The organism is Sphingopyxis sp. NJF-3 (genome assembly GCF_053514865.1).
Genome location: NZ_CM130726.1, coordinates 1,685,330 through 1,700,443 on the forward strand (window position 1 = coordinate 1,685,330; position 15,114 = coordinate 1,700,443).

Annotated in this window: 13 protein-coding genes; 8 read left to right on the forward strand and 5 right to left on the reverse strand. The window is 66.0% G+C overall.

Annotated features, from left to right (window positions below; genetic code table 11):
- Positions 1-63: 63 nt before the first annotated feature.
- The 3 genes from ACOTSS_RS08255 to ACOTSS_RS08265 all read left to right on the forward strand — a co-directional run bounded on the left by ACOTSS_RS08255 (position 64) and on the right by ACOTSS_RS08265 (position 4,934).
- Positions 64-1,056 (forward strand): hypothetical protein, encoded by a 993-nt coding sequence (locus ACOTSS_RS08255; RefSeq protein WP_448691013.1) that lies wholly within the window; start codon positions 64-66, stop codon positions 1,054-1,056.
- 97 nt (positions 1,057-1,153) lie between these two features.
- On the forward strand, positions 1,154-3,721 hold the full coding sequence (gene topA / locus ACOTSS_RS08260; protein ID WP_448691014.1) for a type I DNA topoisomerase: 2,568 nt from the start codon (positions 1,154-1,156) through the stop codon (positions 3,719-3,721).
- Between the two features lie 88 nt (positions 3,722-3,809).
- Positions 3,810-4,934 (forward strand): lipase family protein, encoded by a 1,125-nt coding sequence (locus ACOTSS_RS08265; protein WP_448691015.1) that lies wholly within the window; start codon positions 3,810-3,812, stop codon positions 4,932-4,934.
- 73 nt (positions 4,935-5,007) lie between these two features.
- On the opposite strand, the gene ACOTSS_RS08270 is transcribed toward ACOTSS_RS08265, so the two are convergent.
- From ACOTSS_RS08270 to lepB, 4 genes are read right to left on the reverse strand one after another with little or no spacing between them, the layout of a single operon-like run.
- A complete protein-coding gene (locus ACOTSS_RS08270; protein WP_448691016.1) occupies positions 5,008-5,448 on the reverse strand; it encodes a hypothetical protein in 441 nt (146 codons plus the stop codon).
- 21 nt (positions 5,449-5,469) lie between these two features.
- The gene (gene era / locus ACOTSS_RS08275; RefSeq protein ID WP_448691017.1) at positions 5,470-6,363 is read right to left on the reverse strand and encodes a GTPase Era; all 894 of its coding nucleotides are present in this window, start codon (positions 6,361-6,363) and stop codon (positions 5,470-5,472) included.
- Positions 6,360-7,043 (reverse strand): ribonuclease III, encoded by a 684-nt coding sequence (gene rnc / locus ACOTSS_RS08280; RefSeq protein WP_448691018.1) that lies wholly within the window; start codon positions 7,041-7,043, stop codon positions 6,360-6,362. The genes era and rnc overlap by 4 nt, the downstream gene beginning before the upstream one ends.
- A complete protein-coding gene (lepB, locus tag ACOTSS_RS08285) occupies positions 7,040-7,858 on the reverse strand; it encodes a signal peptidase I (RefSeq protein ID WP_448691310.1) in 819 nt (272 codons plus the stop codon). Before lepB ends, rnc begins: the two co-directional genes overlap by 4 nt.
- Before the next feature lie 265 nt (positions 7,859-8,123).
- Between lepB and pgi the strand changes: the two genes are divergently transcribed.
- Both pgi and gor read left to right on the forward strand, forming a co-directional pair.
- A complete protein-coding gene (gene pgi / locus ACOTSS_RS08290; protein ID WP_448691019.1) occupies positions 8,124-9,629 on the forward strand; it encodes a glucose-6-phosphate isomerase in 1,506 nt (501 codons plus the stop codon).
- Positions 9,630-9,822: 193 nt separating this feature from the next.
- The gene (gor, locus tag ACOTSS_RS08295) at positions 9,823-11,169 is read left to right on the forward strand and encodes a glutathione-disulfide reductase (protein WP_448691020.1); all 1,347 of its coding nucleotides are present in this window, start codon (positions 9,823-9,825) and stop codon (positions 11,167-11,169) included.
- 101 nt (positions 11,170-11,270) lie between these two features.
- Here gor and ACOTSS_RS08300 read toward each other — a convergent pair whose 3' ends face one another.
- Positions 11,271-12,680, reverse strand: a complete 1,410-nt coding sequence (locus ACOTSS_RS08300; protein ID WP_448691021.1) for a helix-turn-helix domain-containing protein — start codon at positions 12,678-12,680, stop codon at positions 11,271-11,273.
- A 109-nt stretch (positions 12,681-12,789) separates the two neighbouring features.
- Here ACOTSS_RS08300 and ACOTSS_RS08305 point away from each other — a divergent pair, with 109 nt between their 5' ends.
- From ACOTSS_RS08305 to mce, 3 genes are read left to right on the forward strand one after another with little or no spacing between them, the layout of a single operon-like run.
- Complete coding sequence (locus ACOTSS_RS08305) at positions 12,790-14,322, forward strand: acyl-CoA carboxylase subunit beta (protein WP_448691022.1); 1,533 nt, start codon at positions 12,790-12,792, stop codon at positions 14,320-14,322.
- The gene (locus ACOTSS_RS08310) at positions 14,319-14,597 is read left to right on the forward strand and encodes a hypothetical protein (protein ID WP_448691023.1); all 279 of its coding nucleotides are present in this window, start codon (positions 14,319-14,321) and stop codon (positions 14,595-14,597) included. The genes ACOTSS_RS08305 and ACOTSS_RS08310 overlap by 4 nt, the downstream gene beginning before the upstream one ends.
- Positions 14,594-15,034: a methylmalonyl-CoA epimerase gene (gene mce, locus ACOTSS_RS08315; protein ID WP_448691024.1), complete on the forward strand. Its 441-nt coding sequence runs from the start codon at positions 14,594-14,596 to the stop codon at positions 15,032-15,034. The genes ACOTSS_RS08310 and mce overlap by 4 nt, the downstream gene beginning before the upstream one ends.
- Positions 15,035-15,114: the final 80 nt, after the last annotated feature.

Genomic DNA, 15,114 nt, shown 5'->3' on the forward strand with positions numbered 1-15,114 from the left:
GATTAGCCTCTCTCTTCGGTCGGTGGGGTCGACTGGCGGGGCGAGGGGTCGGAGGTAAGACCCATGAAGAAATTGCTGTCGGCGGCCGCGATCGCGGCGCTGCTGATCCAGTCTGTCGCCGCCTTTGCCAAGGATCAGGAACCGGTCAAGATATCGGGGCCGGCGAACGCGAAGGGCGTCACCGCCGTCACCATCGGCGCGTTCAATGTCGGCTTCATCTTCGAATCGATCGACCGCACCGCGGCAAGCGGCGGGTTGATGGGCGCGTTCGGCGGCACGACCAAGGCGAAGAGCGAGCTCGTCGGCGTCACGCCCGAGATGATGCAGGCGATCACCGACGCCGCCTACACCGATTTCGTCAACCAGCTCAGCGCGGGGGGCTACGCGGTGCATCCAGCCGCCGATCTGTTCGGCCACACCGCGCTTGCCAAGACCAAGTCGCAGGAAGCGCCGCTCGACATCAACATCGCGCTCGAAAAGGGGAGCAAGGGCAAGGCAACCTATTTCAAGCCGGCCGCGCTGCCTTCGCTGCTGATGGTGCCGGGTGATTTCCAGGGTTCGGGGATGAGCAGCATCGGCATCAACATGGCGGCGGGGCAGGCGAGCATGGCCTTCGCCAACTATGCGAAGGCATCGGGGGTCGGCGTGATCGACGTGGTCTATCTGATCGACTTTTCGCAGCAGAAGCGTCCCGGCGCCTTCAGCTTCGGCGGACTTCAGGTGAACAGCGCGCTGTCGGTCAGCGCCGATTATTCGCGCGTCACGCTGATCGCGCCGAGCGGCAAGCAGTCGGTGATCACGGTGAAGGCGCCGGTCGCGGTCGAGGGTGAGTTCATCGAAAAGAGCGACGCGACGAGTGGAACCGACAAGGCGCTGCAATCGGGTGCGAACGTTGCGGGCGGCGTAGCCGCGGTGATGGGATTCGGCGGGCTGCGCTTCGGCAAGACGCGCAAGTTCGCCTTCACCGCCAAGCCTGGCAATTACGAGGAGGGCGCCGCGAAGGCCGCGAGCCTGGCAAGCCAGATGCTGCTTGGAAGGTTGAGCGCGCTCCGTTGACCCCGGCGCGGGCGCTCCCTAAATCCGCTTGACGGAGGGCCGGAGCGCCCGCCACCCTCGCGCGTGTACGTGAGAGTAATCGGGGAACGAATTTTCAATGCAATTGGTGATTGTGGAATCGCCCGCCAAGGCGAAGACGATCGAGAAGTATCTGGGTCGCGATTTCAAGGTGCTGGCGTCCTATGGCCACGTCCGCGACCTGCCGCCCAAGGACGGCTCGGTCGACCCCGACGACGGCTTCGCGATGCAGTGGCAGCTCTATCCCGACAAGGCGAAGCGGCTGAAGGAGATTTCGGACGCCGCGAAGCAGGCCGACCGCCTGATCCTCGCGACCGACCCCGATCGCGAGGGCGAGGCGATCAGCTGGCATGTGCAGGAATTGCTGCGCAGCAAGAAGGCGCTGCCGGCCTCGGTCGAGCGCGTCACCTTCAACGCGATCACCAAGCAGGCGGTCACCGACGCGATGGCGCATCCGCGCGGGCTCGACGACGATCTGATCGATGCGTATCGCGCCCGCCGCGCGCTCGACTATCTGGTCGGATTCACCCTGTCGCCGGTGCTGTGGCGCAAGCTGCCGGGCGCCAAGTCGGCGGGCCGCGTCCAGTCGGTCGCACTGCGCCTGGTGGTCGAGCGCGAGCGCGAGATCGAGGCCTTTGTCGCGCAGCAATATTGGTCGGTCACCGGCCTGTTCGAGATGGCGGGGACGCCCTTCAAGGCGCGGCTCGCGCGCTGGCGCGGCGACAAGATCGAACGGCTGTCGATCGGCACCGAAGCCGATGCGCGTGCCGCCGAAGCCGATGTGAAGGCGGGCCATTTTACCGTCGACGCGGTCGAGACCAAGCCGCTGACCCGCAACCCGCCGCCGCCCTTCACGACCTCGACCCTGCAGCAGGAGGCGGCGCGCAAATTGGGCTTCTCGGCAAGCCATACGATGCGGATCGCGCAGAATCTCTACGAGGACGGCGCGATCACCTATATGCGAACCGACGGCGTCCAGATGGACGGCAGCGCGATCAGCGCCGCGCGCCGCGCGATCGCCGACCGCTACGATGGCGGCTACGTCCCCGACCAGCCGCGCCAATATCAGACCAAGGCGAAGAATGCGCAGGAAGCGCACGAGGCGATTCGCCCCACCGATTTTTCGAAGGACAAAGCCGGAAGCGGCGACCATGCCCGCCTCTACGATCTGATCTGGAAGCGCGCGCTCGCGAGCCAGATGGCCTCGGCGCGGCTCGAACGCACCAGCGTCGACCTTTCCGATGGCACCGGCAAGACGATGCTGCGCGCGACCGGGCAGGTGGTGAAATTCCCCGGCTTCCTCGCGCTCTATGATGAAGGCCGCGACGAGGGAGCTTCTCCCTCCCGGGAGGGGGGCGACGATGACGACGCGCGCCTGCTCCCCGCGATGGCGAAGGGCGATGCGCCCGCGAAGACCGGGGTCGAGGTCGAGAAACACGAAACGCAGCCGCCGCCGCGCTATTCGGAGGCGAGCCTCGTCAAGAAGATGGAGGAACTCGGCATCGGGCGCCCGTCGACCTATGCCTCGATCCTCCAGGTGCTCAAGGATCGTGCCTATGTGACGGTCGAGAAGAACCGTTTCATCCCGGAAGAGAGCGGGCGGCTGCTCACCGCCTTCCTCGAACGCTTCTTCACCCGCTATGTCGGCTATGACTTCACCGCCGAGCTCGAGGAGGAACTCGACGACGTGTCGGGCGGCCGCGCGCAGTGGCAGGCGGTGCTCGACCGCTTCTGGCGCGACTTCAAGCCGCGCACCGGCGAAGTGATGGAGCAGAAGCCGTCGGAGATCACCGCGGCGCTCGACGAGTTCCTCGGCCCCTATCTCTTCCCCGACAAGGGCGACGGCAGCGATCCCAGGCTCTGCCCCAATTGCGGCACCGGGCGGCTCGCGCTGCGCGGCGGGCGCTTCGGGCCGTTCATCGCGTGCAGCAATTATCCCGACTGCAAATATACGCGCAAGTTCGCGCAGCCGGGCGGAGCGGAGAATGGCGGCGACAGCGGCCCAGAGACGCTCGGCACCGACCCCGGCAGCGGACTTGAGGTGACGAAGCGCAGCGGGCGCTTCGGCCCCTATATCCAGCTCGGCGAGGGGAAGGAGGCGAAGCGCTCGTCGATCCCCAAGGACATCCCGGCCGAGGATTTCGACCTGGATTACGCGTTGCGGCTCCTCAGCCTGCCGCGCGACGTCGGGGTGCATCCCGAAAGCGGCAAGCCGATCGTCGCGGGGCTCGGGCGCTATGGTCCCTATCTGCTCCACGACGGCAAATATGCGAAGCTGACCGGCACCGCCGAAATCTTCGAGATCGGCATGAATGCCGCGGTCGCGCGGATCGCCGACGCCGCCAATGGCGGCGGCCGCGGGCGCGCCAAGGCCGAGCCGCTCAAGACCTTCGGCCCGCATCCCACGAGCGGCGGCGAGATGAAGCTGATGGAAGGGCGCTTCGGTCCTTACGTGACCGACGGTACGACCAACGCGACGCTGCCCAAAACGGCCGACCCGGCGACGCTGACCGCCGAGGAAGCCGTCGCGCTGATCGACGCCCGCGCCGCCAAGGGACCGGCCAAGGGCAAGAAGAAGGCGGCGCCGAAGAAGAAAGCCGCCGCGAAGAAGGCGCCGGCGAAGAAGAAGGCAGCGCCCAAGGAATAGTGGCGCAGGCATGGCGTCATCCCGGCTATCGCCGGGATGACGCTGGTATATAAACATGTTAGCCTCGACACATCGGGGAGACATGCCCATGCACCGCTTGCTTGCCGCCGTCCTGCTCGCCATCCTGTCCGCATTCGCGTTGCCCGCCGCCGCGCAGCCATCGCGTTACCTGATCTCGGCCGCGCCCATGACCGACGCGCCGCCGGGCGTGCAGGCGTGGCGGGTGCAATATTGGACGACCAATGGCGCCGGCACGCGCTTCGCGGTCACGGGCATCGTCGCGGCGCCGATGGAAGCGATCCCGCCGCGCCCGCGCCGGGTGATCGCCTGGACGCACGGCGCCTGGGGCGTCGCGGAAAAATGCGCGCCGTCGCTCAGCCCCCATTTCTTCGATTATACGGCGGGAATGGAGGCGGTTCGCGCGGGCTATGTTGTGGTCGCCCCCGACTATATCGGTCTCGCCAGCCCGACGATGCACCCCTTTCTGGTCGGGCCGGACACCGCGCAATCGGTGCTCGACGCGGTGCGCGCGGCGCGCGAAATTCCGGGCGCGGCGGCGGGCAGCCGCTTTGCCGTCTGGGGCGAATCGCAGGGCGGTCATGCGGCGCTGTGGACCGCGACAGCCGCGCGCTCCTATGCCCCCGACCTGACGCTCGTCGGCACCGCCGCCGCCGCGCCGCCGACCGACCTCGCCGCCAATCTGCGCGAAGGCAGCGACAAGAATGCGCGCGCGCTGCTGCTCTCCTTCGCGCTCCATAGCTGGTCGACGCTCTACGGATTCTCGCTCAATGCGGTCGCCAACCGCACCAACCAGGGCATCATCCACCGCCTCGCCGAAAACAACTGCGTCAGCTTCAACAAGAAGCCCAAGCTCGGCACCATCCTCGGCATCCTGACGATCGCCCGCGCGACGCGCAGCAAGGATATCGCGAAGATCGAGCCCTTCGGCGCCTTCGCGCGCACCAATAGCGTCGATCCGGCGCGCGTGCCCGGTCCGCTGCTGATCGCGCAGAGCGGCAAGGACACGATCGTCGCGCCCGCGGTGACGCGCAAGTTCGCGAAAGCGGTCTGCAAACGCGGGACGCCGCTGCGCTGGATCGACATGACCGGCGACCATGGCACGAGCGCCCGCGACAGCGCCGCCGAGACGATCGGCTGGATCACCGCGCGCTTCGAAGGCGACCCGCCGCCGAACGACTGCCGACGGATCTAGCCCGCGCAGGGCGGGCCGTCTCTTTCCGCCGCGACCGAATCTCGCGGCAATGCCTTTTCATTGGATTTGATTCTTAGCTGAAAATATCGGAAACGACGACTCGCTTGCCGTTGAACCAGTCAAGGGAATCGGGCCGAAACAACATGTAAATGCCGACGCCCTGCATGACCGTGAGGATCATCATAACGCCGAAAGCAAGACCGTGGGGCGCGATGGGATTGTTGAAATTTCTAACGATCGAAAACAGGCCAACTACGAAGAAGACGATCAATATCCATTTGGCGATTTTACTCGCCCGCGCCGAGATGAAGTACCAGATAAGGATGTTCAGCATCGTGCTGACGGCGAATGTGGCGATGATGAAACCCACCCCAAATCCAGCCGCCGCAAATTCGGGGGTCCTTGCAAATTTTTCCGAAGTTTCGTCCAAACTGAAGAGGAAATTGAGAACGCCGATCAACGTCGAGGCCCAGAAAAGGCGATCGAATATCCGAACGGATTCGGGTTTGTTCACTTCGAGCCTCCCGCAAAAGTTTCAATCCACCCAGTCGAGCCCCATGTCGCGATAGACGCCGCGATCCTCGTCCCAATTTTCCTTGACCTTGACGTGCAGGAACAGGTGAACCTTGCGGCCCATCAGTTCGGCGAGCTCGGCGCGGGCGCGGGCGCCGATTTCCTTGATGCGGCTGCCGCCCTTGCCGAGCACGATCGCGCGCTGGTTGTCGCGTGCGACGAAGATCTGCTGGTGGATTTCGGCGCTGCCATCAGGGCGCGTCTTGAACAGCTCGGTCTCGACCGTCGACTGATAAGGCAGCTCCTCGTGGAGTTGACGATAGAGCTGCTCGCGGGTGATTTCGGCGGCGAGCATCCGTTCGGGCGCGTCGCTGACTTCGTCCTCAGGGAAATGCCACGGCCCCTCGGGCATCAGCGTGGCGAGATGGGCCTTGAGTTCGGGTACGCCGTCGCCGCTGCTCGCGGCGATGAAGAAGGTCTCGTCGAACGGGGCCCGGCCGTTGAGCTCGGTCGCGATGGTGAGGAGCTTGTCCTTTTTGACAAGGTCGACCTTGTTGAGGATCAGATATTTCTTCTCGGGCCGGTTCGCGATGCCTTCGAGCACACGTTCGACGCGGCCGGTCAGCTTGGCAGCGGCGTCGACCATGACGAGGATCGCCTCGGCTTCCTCGAGGCTGCCCCAGGCGGCAGCCACCATCGCGCGATCGAGCCGGCGCGTCGGCGCGAAGATGCCCGGCGTGTCGATCAGGATGATCTGCGCGTCGCCTGCCATCGCGACGCCCATCAGCCGCGTGCGCGTGGTCTGCGCCTTGGGGCTGACGATCGCGACCTTCTGGCCGACGAGCGCGTTGACGAGAGTCGACTTGCCCGCGTTGGGCGCGCCGACGACGGCGACGAAACCGCAGCGCTGGGTCATTGTCCTTCTTCCTCCGCGAGCCGCGCGAGCAGCGCCGCTGCCGCGGCCTTTTCCGCCGCCTGTTTCGATGCGCCTTCGCCCTCGGCCTCGGCGAGCTTGCCGATGCTCACCGCCACGTGGAAGCGTGGCGCATGATCGGGGCCATCGCGGCGGACGAGGCGATATTCGGGGGGCCGGCGCTTGCGCGCGAGCGCCCATTCCTGGAGCGCCGCCTTCGGATGCTTGGGCGCCGCGATCTGCCCCTCGATCATGTCGCCCCAATTGCGAATGATGAAGGCGCGCGCCGCTTCTTCGCCCAGATCGAGCCACAGCGCCCCGATCAGCGCCTCGACCACGTCGGCGGCGATATTGTCGCTGTGCCGCCCGCCGTCGCCGATCGCCTGCGCGCCGAAGCGGACATGGGCGTTGAGGTCGAGCGCCTGCGCGATACGTGCGCAGGTCTCGCCCGACGCGAGGGCATGAAGGCGCGACGACAGCTCGCCCTCGGCCGCTTTCGGGAAGCGGGCGAACAGTTCCGAAGCGATCACTAGGCCCAGCACGCGGTCGCCGAGAAATTCGAGCCGCTGATAATCGCCCGCGCCGCTGCTGCCATGGGTCAGCGCTTCGTGGTAGAGGCCAAGGTCGCGGGGAGCGACGCCGGTGAGGGCGGCGATCGTCTCGGCGGACGCGCCGCCGCTCAAAAGCCTTCCCCGATGCGGTCCCAACGCGCCGCGGTGAACCAGCTGATCGGATTGATCCAGCTCGCCGACCCGTCGGTCGAGAACATGCCGACGAGAGCATGGCCGACGAGATTCTTCTGGGGAACCGCGCCGCCGAGCCCGCCTTCCTCCATCGGCACGCGGCTGTCGGCGCTGCGATCGCGGTTGTCGCCCATCAGGAAGACGCTTCCTTCGGGCACCGTGTAGGGCGTGGTGTTGTCGACCGGCAGATCGACGATGTCGAGCACCGCATAGCTCTTGCCGTTCGGCATGGTTTCCTTGAACCTTTTGTAGCGGCACTGGCGCTGACCGTTGGCGCCGACTTCCTCGAACTGCACCTCGTAGCAGGGCAGCGAATTGTTCGCGCGCGCCGCCTCGATCATGTTCGGGGTCACGGGGATGACGAAATCGGCCATCGGCTCGCGCTTCAGCGGCTTGCCGTTGATCCAGACGATGCCGCCACGCACCTGGATCGTATCGCCGGGCAGGCCGATCACGCGCTTGATCCAGTCGTCCTTGTTCTGCGGCGGCGCCTTGAACACGACGACGTCGCCGCGTTCGGGCGTGCGCGCAAAGATATGGCCGGGGATCAGCGGCACGCTGAACGGCAGGCTGTATTTCGAATAGCCATAGGCCATCTTGTTGACGAGCAGATAATCGCCGATCAGCAGCCGCGGCTGCATCGATTCCGACGGAATGTTGAAGGGCGACAGGAAAAAGCTGCGGAAGATCAGCACCGCGACCGCGAGCAGCGCGAGGAAGCGGACGGTGTCGACGGCCTCTTCCTTCGCCGACATCGGCGGCGTCGCTTTGGGGTCGGTGGCAGGCGAGTTATCGGCGGTAACGCTGGCGTCGGTCATGCCGCGCATTGGCGACGAATAGGTCTGCACGTCAAGCGAATATCGGCGGATGACGCTGGCATGGGCTTGGCGGCTGGCTTATGGAGGAGCCCGCATTTCAACCCCGTTCGCATCGAGCGAAGTCGAGATGCCCATCGGCCTCGCGCCATCCCGATGGGCATCTCGACTTCGCTCGATGCGAACGGAAATCAGAGGAAATCCGATGACCACCGCCGCTGATGCCTGGCAGGCGCTTGCCGACTGGCAACCGCAAACCCTCACCGATCTGATCGCGGCCGACCCCGAAACCCGGCTCCAGACGCTGGTGCGCAATGTCGCCGATATCCGCTTCGATTTCGCCAAGACCCATCTCGACGAGGCGGCGATCGCCATTCTCTCCGACCTCGCCCGGGCACAGGATTTCGCGGGCCGCCGCAAGACGCTCTTTTCGGGCGGCATCGCCAACCCGACCGAAGGCCGCGCCGCCGAACATAGCGCCGAGCGCGGCGAGGGCGCGCCGGATCCGGTGCACCGCGCGCAGATGCTGCACCAGCGGATGCGGATGCTCGTCGACGCGATCGAGGCGGGGGCGTTCGGAGAGATCCGCCACCTGCTCCATATCGGCATCGGCGGGTCGGCGCTCGGCCCCGACCTGCTCGTCGATGCGCTCGGCCGCCACGGCAGCCGCTATGACGTCGCGGTGGTGTCGAACGTCGACGGCGCGGCGCTGAGCGAGGCCTTCGCCAGGTTCAGCCCCGAGCATACGCTCGTCGCTGTCGCGTCGAAGACCTTCACGACGACCGAGACCCTGCTCAACGCCGCCTCGGCGCTGCAATGGCTCGAAGAGGGCGGTGTCGAGGATGCGCTCGGCCGCTTCATCGCGTTGACCGCGATGCCCGAGCGCGCGATCGAATGGGGGATCGACGAGACGCGCATCCTGCCGTTCAGCGAAACCGTCGGCGGGCGCTATTCGCTCTGGTCGTCGATCGGCTTTCCCGCCGCGCTCGCGCTCGGCTGGGACGCCTTCGCCGACCTGCTGGAGGGCGCGGCCGAGATGGACCGGCATTTCCGCCTCGCCGAAGGCGCCGACAATATCGGCCTGCTCGCGGCCTTCGTTGATCAGCTTTACGCGAACCGGCTCGATTGCCAGACGCGCGCGGTCTTCGCCTATGACGAGCGGCTGCGGCTGCTCCCCGACTATCTCCAGCAGCTCGAAATGGAATCGAACGGCAAGTCGGTGACGCTGGACGGCGCCCCGCTCGGCGGCGAGAGCGCGCCGATCACCTGGGGCGGGGTCGGCACCGATGCGCAGCACGCGGTATTCCAGCTTCTGCATCAGGGCACGCACCTGACCCCGGTCGAGTTTGTCGTCGCGCGCGAGCCCGACCATCTGCTCGACGACGCGCATCACGAAACACTGGTCGCCAATTGCATCGCGCAGGGCGCGGCGCTGATGGCGGGACGCGCGAGCGAGGACGGCGCGCGCCATTATCCGGGCAACCGCCCCTCGACGACGATCCTGCTCGACCAGGTCAGCCCGCGCAGCCTCGGCGCGCTGATCGCCTTCTACGAGCATCGCGTCTTCGCCAACGCCGTGCTGCTCGGGATCAATCCGTTCGATCAGTTCGGGGTCGAACTGGGCAAGGAAATGGCGAAGGGCCTCGCCGAAGGAACGGTGGAGTTCGACCCCGCGACGCAGGCGCTGATGGCGGCGGCGCTGGGGGAATAGCCTATAGCGTCATTGCGAGGAGCATAGCGACGAAGCAATCTCCAGCTATCGACCTGCGCAGGCCGATAGCTGGAGATTGCTTCGCTCCGCTCGCAATGACGTGGTGTTTTATGCTGATCGCAAAATTCGATTGGCAAGCTGGCGCCACCCACCCACATAGGCGCCAGCCAATCATTCCAGCGCGGGGTCTCTCATGTCCAAGTTCGACTATGATCTGTTCGTCATCGGCGCCGGCTCGGGCGGCGTGCGCGCCAGTCGCGTCGCCGCCTCGCACGGCGCGCGCGTCGCGGTGGCGGAGGAGCATCGGGTCGGCGGCACCTGCGTCATTCGCGGCTGCGTCCCCAAGAAACTGCTCGTCTATGGCGCGCATTTCGCCGAGGATCTGCACGATGCCCGCCAGTTCGGCTGGGACGTGCCCGACTGCCGCTTCGACTGGGCGCGGTTGCGCGACAATGTCCTGGCGGAGGTGACGCGGCTCGAAGGCCTCTATGGTCAGACGCTCGACAATCACAAGGTCACCGTCTTCAAGACGCGCGCGACGGTGATCGGCCCGCAGAAGGTCCGTCTTGCCGACGGGCAGGAACTGACCGCAGAGCGTATCCTGATCGCGACCGGCGGCTGGCCCTTCGTGCCGGACTTTCCGGGCAGCGAGCATGCGATCACCTCGAACGAGGTTTTCCACCTCGACGCGCTGCCGAAGCGCGTCGTCATCGCGGGCGGCGGCTATATCGCCAACGAATTCGCCGGCATTTTCAACGAATTCGGCAGCAAGGTCACGATCGTCAACCGCGGCGACGCGATATTGCGCGGCTATGACGAGCAGATTCGCGACCGGCTGCTCCAGATTTCGATGACCAAGGGCATCGAATTCCGCTTCAACGCGCCCTTCCAGTCGATCGAGAAGCAGGACGACGGCTCGCTGCTCGTCCACTTGGGCAATTGCGAGCCGATCCCCGCCGACGCGGTGCTGGTGGCGACCGGCCGGGTGCCCAACACCGGGGGGCTGGGGCTCGAGGAGGTCGGGGTGGAGCTCGACGCGCACGGCGCGGTGAAAGTCGACGAGACCAACCAGTCGTCGGTGCCGAGCATCTACGCGGTCGGCGACGTCACCAATCGCATCCAGCTCACCCCCGTCGCGATCCGTGAGGGGCAGGCGTTCGCGGACTCGGTGTTCGGCGGCAAGCCGACTGTCGTCGATTATGTCAACGTGCCGAGCGCGGTGTTCAGCCATCCGCCGATCGGCGCGGTCGGGATGACCGAGGCCGAGGCGCGCAACAAGCTGGGGACGATCCGCGTGTACACGAGCGATTTCCGCGCGATGAAGAATGTCCTTGCGGGGCGCAACGAGCGCGCGCTCTACAAGATGGTGGTCAACGAGGCGACCGACCAGGTCGTCGGCCTCCACATGATCGGCCCCGACGCGCCCGAGATACTGCAGGCGGCGGCGGTCGCGGTGAAGGCGGGGCTGACCAAGGCCGATTTCGACGCGACGGTCGCGCTGCATCCGAGCATGGCCGAAGAGCTGGTGTTGCTGAAATAGCCGTTCGTCGCCCCCGCGAAGGCGGGGGCCGCTGGAGGTTTACGCTTTCATCGCGGGGCAAGGCCGACAGCGGCCCCCGCCTTCGCGGGGGCGACGGTTTTTTACCCGATCCGGTACGGCACCACATCGCGCCGATCCGGGTCCACCAATATCGGCCGATCGCTCGGCGGAAAGGCGCGCTGGTCGCAATCGTCGCGCGGGCAGATGCGGCACGACGGGCCGATGCGCGCCGCGGCCTGCGGGGCATCGACGTCAACCCCGTCGGCGTAGACGAAGTCGCCGGCATATTGTGCCTCGCACCCCAGCGCGACGGCATAGCGGCGCGGGCTGCGGGCATAGCTCCCCGATGGCTTCACCAGCCCCTTCGCCATCGACACATAGCGCAGCCCGTCGGGCGTCTCCGCGAGCTGGAACAGGATGCGGTCGGGGATCGCCGCCGCCTCGTGGACGATCCACAGCGGGCAGGCGCCGCCGAAGCGGGCGAATTGCAGCCGCGTCGCGCTGTGGCGCTTGGTGATGTTGCCCGCCATGTCGACGCGGCAGAAGAACATCGGGATGCCCCGCGCACCGGGACGCTGGAGCGTCGAGAGGCGATGGCACGCCTGTTCGAAGCTGACCCCATAGTCGAGACGCAGCCGGTCGATGTCGTGGCGTACCGCGCGCGCGCTGGCGCGGAAGGGCGCGTAGGGCATCAGCACCGCGCCGGCGGCATAGTTGGCGAGCCCGACGTGGAGAAGCTGGCGCGCCGCGGCGGTGCGCAGCGGCGAGGCCTCGACCACCGCCGCGATCTCGTTTGCCAATGCTAGCGCGGCGAGCTGGTGCGCGAGCTGGAAGCGGCGGCTTTCGGGCGGCTGCGACGGGTCGATCACCAGATGGCGCATCGTCGCGTCGAAGTCGCGCAAGGTCTGCGACTGCTGATAGACGATCGAGATGCCGAGCGCGTCGCGCAGCCGCCGCTCGATCGCCTCGATGGCGGGGGAGGGGGCCGAACCGCGCAGGCCTTTCGCCAGCTCTTCCGCCGCGCGGTCGATACTGTCGACGTAATTGCCCGCGTCGTGGAACCAGTCGCGCACCTCCTCCCACGGCAGGCGGCTGCCCTCGGCGGTGCCGCCGGTCAGCGCCTCGTCGATGATCTGGAGCCGCTGGCCGGCGCGGCGATAGGCGGCGTGGAGCGCGACGAATTGGTCGGCGAGCTGCGGCTGCTGGAGCGCCGCGCGCTCGAGCTGCTCGGGCGTGATCGGGGCGGCGGCGAACAGCGGATCGGCCGCCGCCTCGCGCAGCGCACCGGCGCGCCGGTCGCCCGCATCGGCGGCGACCTCCTCCCATTCGAGCGGGAAGAGCCGTTGCAGCCGGTCGAGCAGCGCCGGGGTCAGCGGGCGGTCGTCATGCTCGATCTGGCTGAGGTAGGAGGCCGAGATGCCGAGCTGCGCGGCGAAGTCGGCCTGGCGGAGCGCGCGCGCGGCTCGAAGTTGGCGAAGCTGTCGCCCAGCGTAGAGTCGGGTCTGGACCATCGGCGGCAAATTAGTTTGCAAAGATAGACTTTGCAACTTTGCAAATTCACATTTGAATCGCGGCGCGCGAACGTGCAGGGCGAAATCTTCAAATTTCGTGGAGAGCCGCATGTCCGCCAATATCGCCGAAATGGAACGCCGCCGCGCCGCCGCCGCGCTGGGGGGCGGACAAAAGCGCATCGACGCGCAGCACGCCAAGGGCAAGCTCAGCGCGCGCGAGCGGCTCGAGGTGCTGCTCGACGAAGGCTCGTTCGAGGAGCTCGACACCTATGTCGAGCATGATTGCGTCGATTTCGGGATGGAAGACCAGAAGGTGCCCGGCGACGGCGTCGTCACCGGGTCGGGCACGATCAACGGCCGCCTCGTCTATGTCTTCAGCCAGGATTTCACCGTTTTCGGCGGCTCCCTGTCGAAGCGCCATGCCGAGAAGATCTGCAAGGTCATGGACAAGGCGCTGCTCGTCGGCGCGCCGGTCATCGGCCTGAACGACAGCGGCGGCGCGCGCATCCAGGAGGGCGTCGCGTCGCTCGGCGGCTATGCCGACGTGTTCCAGCGCAACGTGCTGGCGTCGGGCGTGGTGCCGCAGATCAGCCTGATCATGGGCCCGTGCGCGGGCGGCGCGGTTTACTCGCCCGCGATGACCGACTTCATCTTCATGGTGAAGGACTCGAGCTACATGTTCGTCACCGGGCCTGACGTGGTCAAAACCGTCACCAACGAGGTGGTGACGCAGGAGGAACTGGGCGGCGCGATCACTCACACGACCAAAAGCTCGGTCGCCGATCTCGCGTTCGAGAATGACATTGAAGCGCTGCTCGCGGCACGCGACTTCTTCGATTACCTACCCGAAAACAACCGCAGCGGCGTGCCGGTGCGCCCGACGAGCGACCCTTATGACCGTGCCGAGGAAAGTCTCGACACGCTGATCCCGCCCAATGCGAACCAGCCCTATGACATGCACGAGTTGATCCGCAAGACGGTTGACGAGGGCGATTTCTTCGAGGTGCAACCGGCGCACGCGGGCAACATCATCTGCGGTTTCGGGCGCATCGAGGGGCGGACGATCGGTATCGTCGCGAACCAGCCGCTGGTGCTCGCGGGCGTGCTCGACATCAATTCGTCGAAGAAAGCCGCGCGCTTCGTTCGCTTCTGCGACGCGTTCGAGATTCCGATCGTCACCTTCGTCGACGTCCCCGGCTTTCTGCCCGGCACCGCGCAGGAATATAACGGCATCATCAAGCATGGCGCGAAGCTGCTCTTCGCCTATGCCGAGGCGACGGTGCCCAAGATCACGGTGATCACGCGCAAGGCCTATGGCGGCGCCTATGACGTGATGGCGTCGAAGCATCTGCGCGGCGACCTGAACTATGCCTGGCCGACCGCCGAGATCGCGGTGATGGGTGCCAAGGGCGCGGTCGAGATCATCTTCCGCGCCGACATCGGCGACCCGGAGAAGATCGCGCAGCGCACCAAGGAATATGAGGATCGCTTCGCCAATCCGTTCGTCGCGGCGTCGCGCGGCTATATCGACGAGGTCATTCACCCGCACAATACGCGGAAACGGATCGCGCTGGGGCTACGGAAGCTGCGGAACAAGCAGCTCGAAAACCCTTGGAAGAAGCACGATAATATTCCGCTATGATTGTGCAGCTCGAAAAGATCAGGCGCCTCCTGTGGGATGAGTGGGATCCCATAGGCGTCAACGGCATCGCTCCCGACGATGAATATGACAGCTACGCTCACCGCGTTTACGCGATGTTGGGCGAGGGAAAGCAGGTTGGCGAGATTGCTGACTACCTTACCTGGGCGGTGTGTGAAAATATGGGGATGGGTGGTGTTGGCAGGGATGAGGCAATTGCTTCCGACGCCCGAGCCATCGCTTTGAAGATTGTTGCAATCGGCGAGGATGAAGAATGAAACTAGGCCGCCTCAACCACATCGGCGTCGCGACGCCGTCGATCGCCGACAGCATCGTCTTCTATCGCGACGTGATGGGCGCGACGACAATTCACGAGCCGTTCGACCTGCCCGAGCAGGGCGTGAAGGTGTGCTTCGTCGATACGCCGGGCGCCAATGGTGCGCTCAATGGCACGCAGATCGAGCTGGTCGAGCCGCTGCCCGGCAACACCTCGATCGCGGGTTTCCTCGAAAAGAACCCGGCGGGCGGGCAGCATCATATGTGCTACGAAGTCCCCGATATTCATGCCGCCAAGGCCGCGTTCGAGGCGATGGGCAAGCGCGTGCTCGGGGAGCCACGGATCGGGGCGCATGGGACGCTGATCTTCTTCGTCCATCCGCGCGACATGGGCGGGGTGCTGACCGAGATCATGGAGACGCCGAAGGGGGCGCACTGACCTTCCATTAATCGTCACCCCGGACTTGATCCGGGGTCCCGCTAGCGGGCGTCGCAAAGCGGGATGCCGGATCAAGTCCG

What these genes read in the sequence shown, in the direction of transcription:
- era (WP_448691017.1), bottom strand. Translation starts at nt 6,363, where the DNA reads ATGACCCAGCGCTGCGGTTTCGTCGCCGTCGTCGGCGCGCCCAACGCG.
- ACOTSS_RS08255 (WP_448691013.1), top strand. Translation starts at nt 64, where the DNA reads ATGAAGAAATTGCTGTCGGCGGCCGCGATCGCGGCGCTGCTGATCCAG.
- mce (WP_448691024.1), top strand. Translation starts at nt 14,594, where the DNA reads ATGAAACTAGGCCGCCTCAACCACATCGGCGTCGCGACGCCGTCGATC.
- lepB (WP_448691310.1), bottom strand. Translation starts at nt 7,858, where the DNA reads ATGTCGGCGAAGGAAGAGGCCGTCGACACCGTCCGCTTCCTCGCGCTG.
- ACOTSS_RS08265 (WP_448691015.1), top strand. Translation starts at nt 3,810, where the DNA reads ATGCACCGCTTGCTTGCCGCCGTCCTGCTCGCCATCCTGTCCGCATTC.
- topA (WP_448691014.1), top strand. Translation starts at nt 1,154, where the DNA reads ATGCAATTGGTGATTGTGGAATCGCCCGCCAAGGCGAAGACGATCGAG.
- pgi (WP_448691019.1), top strand. Translation starts at nt 8,124, where the DNA reads ATGACCACCGCCGCTGATGCCTGGCAGGCGCTTGCCGACTGGCAACCG.
- gor (WP_448691020.1), top strand. Translation starts at nt 9,823, where the DNA reads ATGTCCAAGTTCGACTATGATCTGTTCGTCATCGGCGCCGGCTCGGGC.
- ACOTSS_RS08305 (WP_448691022.1), top strand. Translation starts at nt 12,790, where the DNA reads ATGTCCGCCAATATCGCCGAAATGGAACGCCGCCGCGCCGCCGCCGCG.
- ACOTSS_RS08310 (WP_448691023.1), top strand. Translation starts at nt 14,319, where the DNA reads ATGATTGTGCAGCTCGAAAAGATCAGGCGCCTCCTGTGGGATGAGTGG.
- ACOTSS_RS08300 (WP_448691021.1), bottom strand. Translation starts at nt 12,680, where the DNA reads ATGGTCCAGACCCGACTCTACGCTGGGCGACAGCTTCGCCAACTTCGA.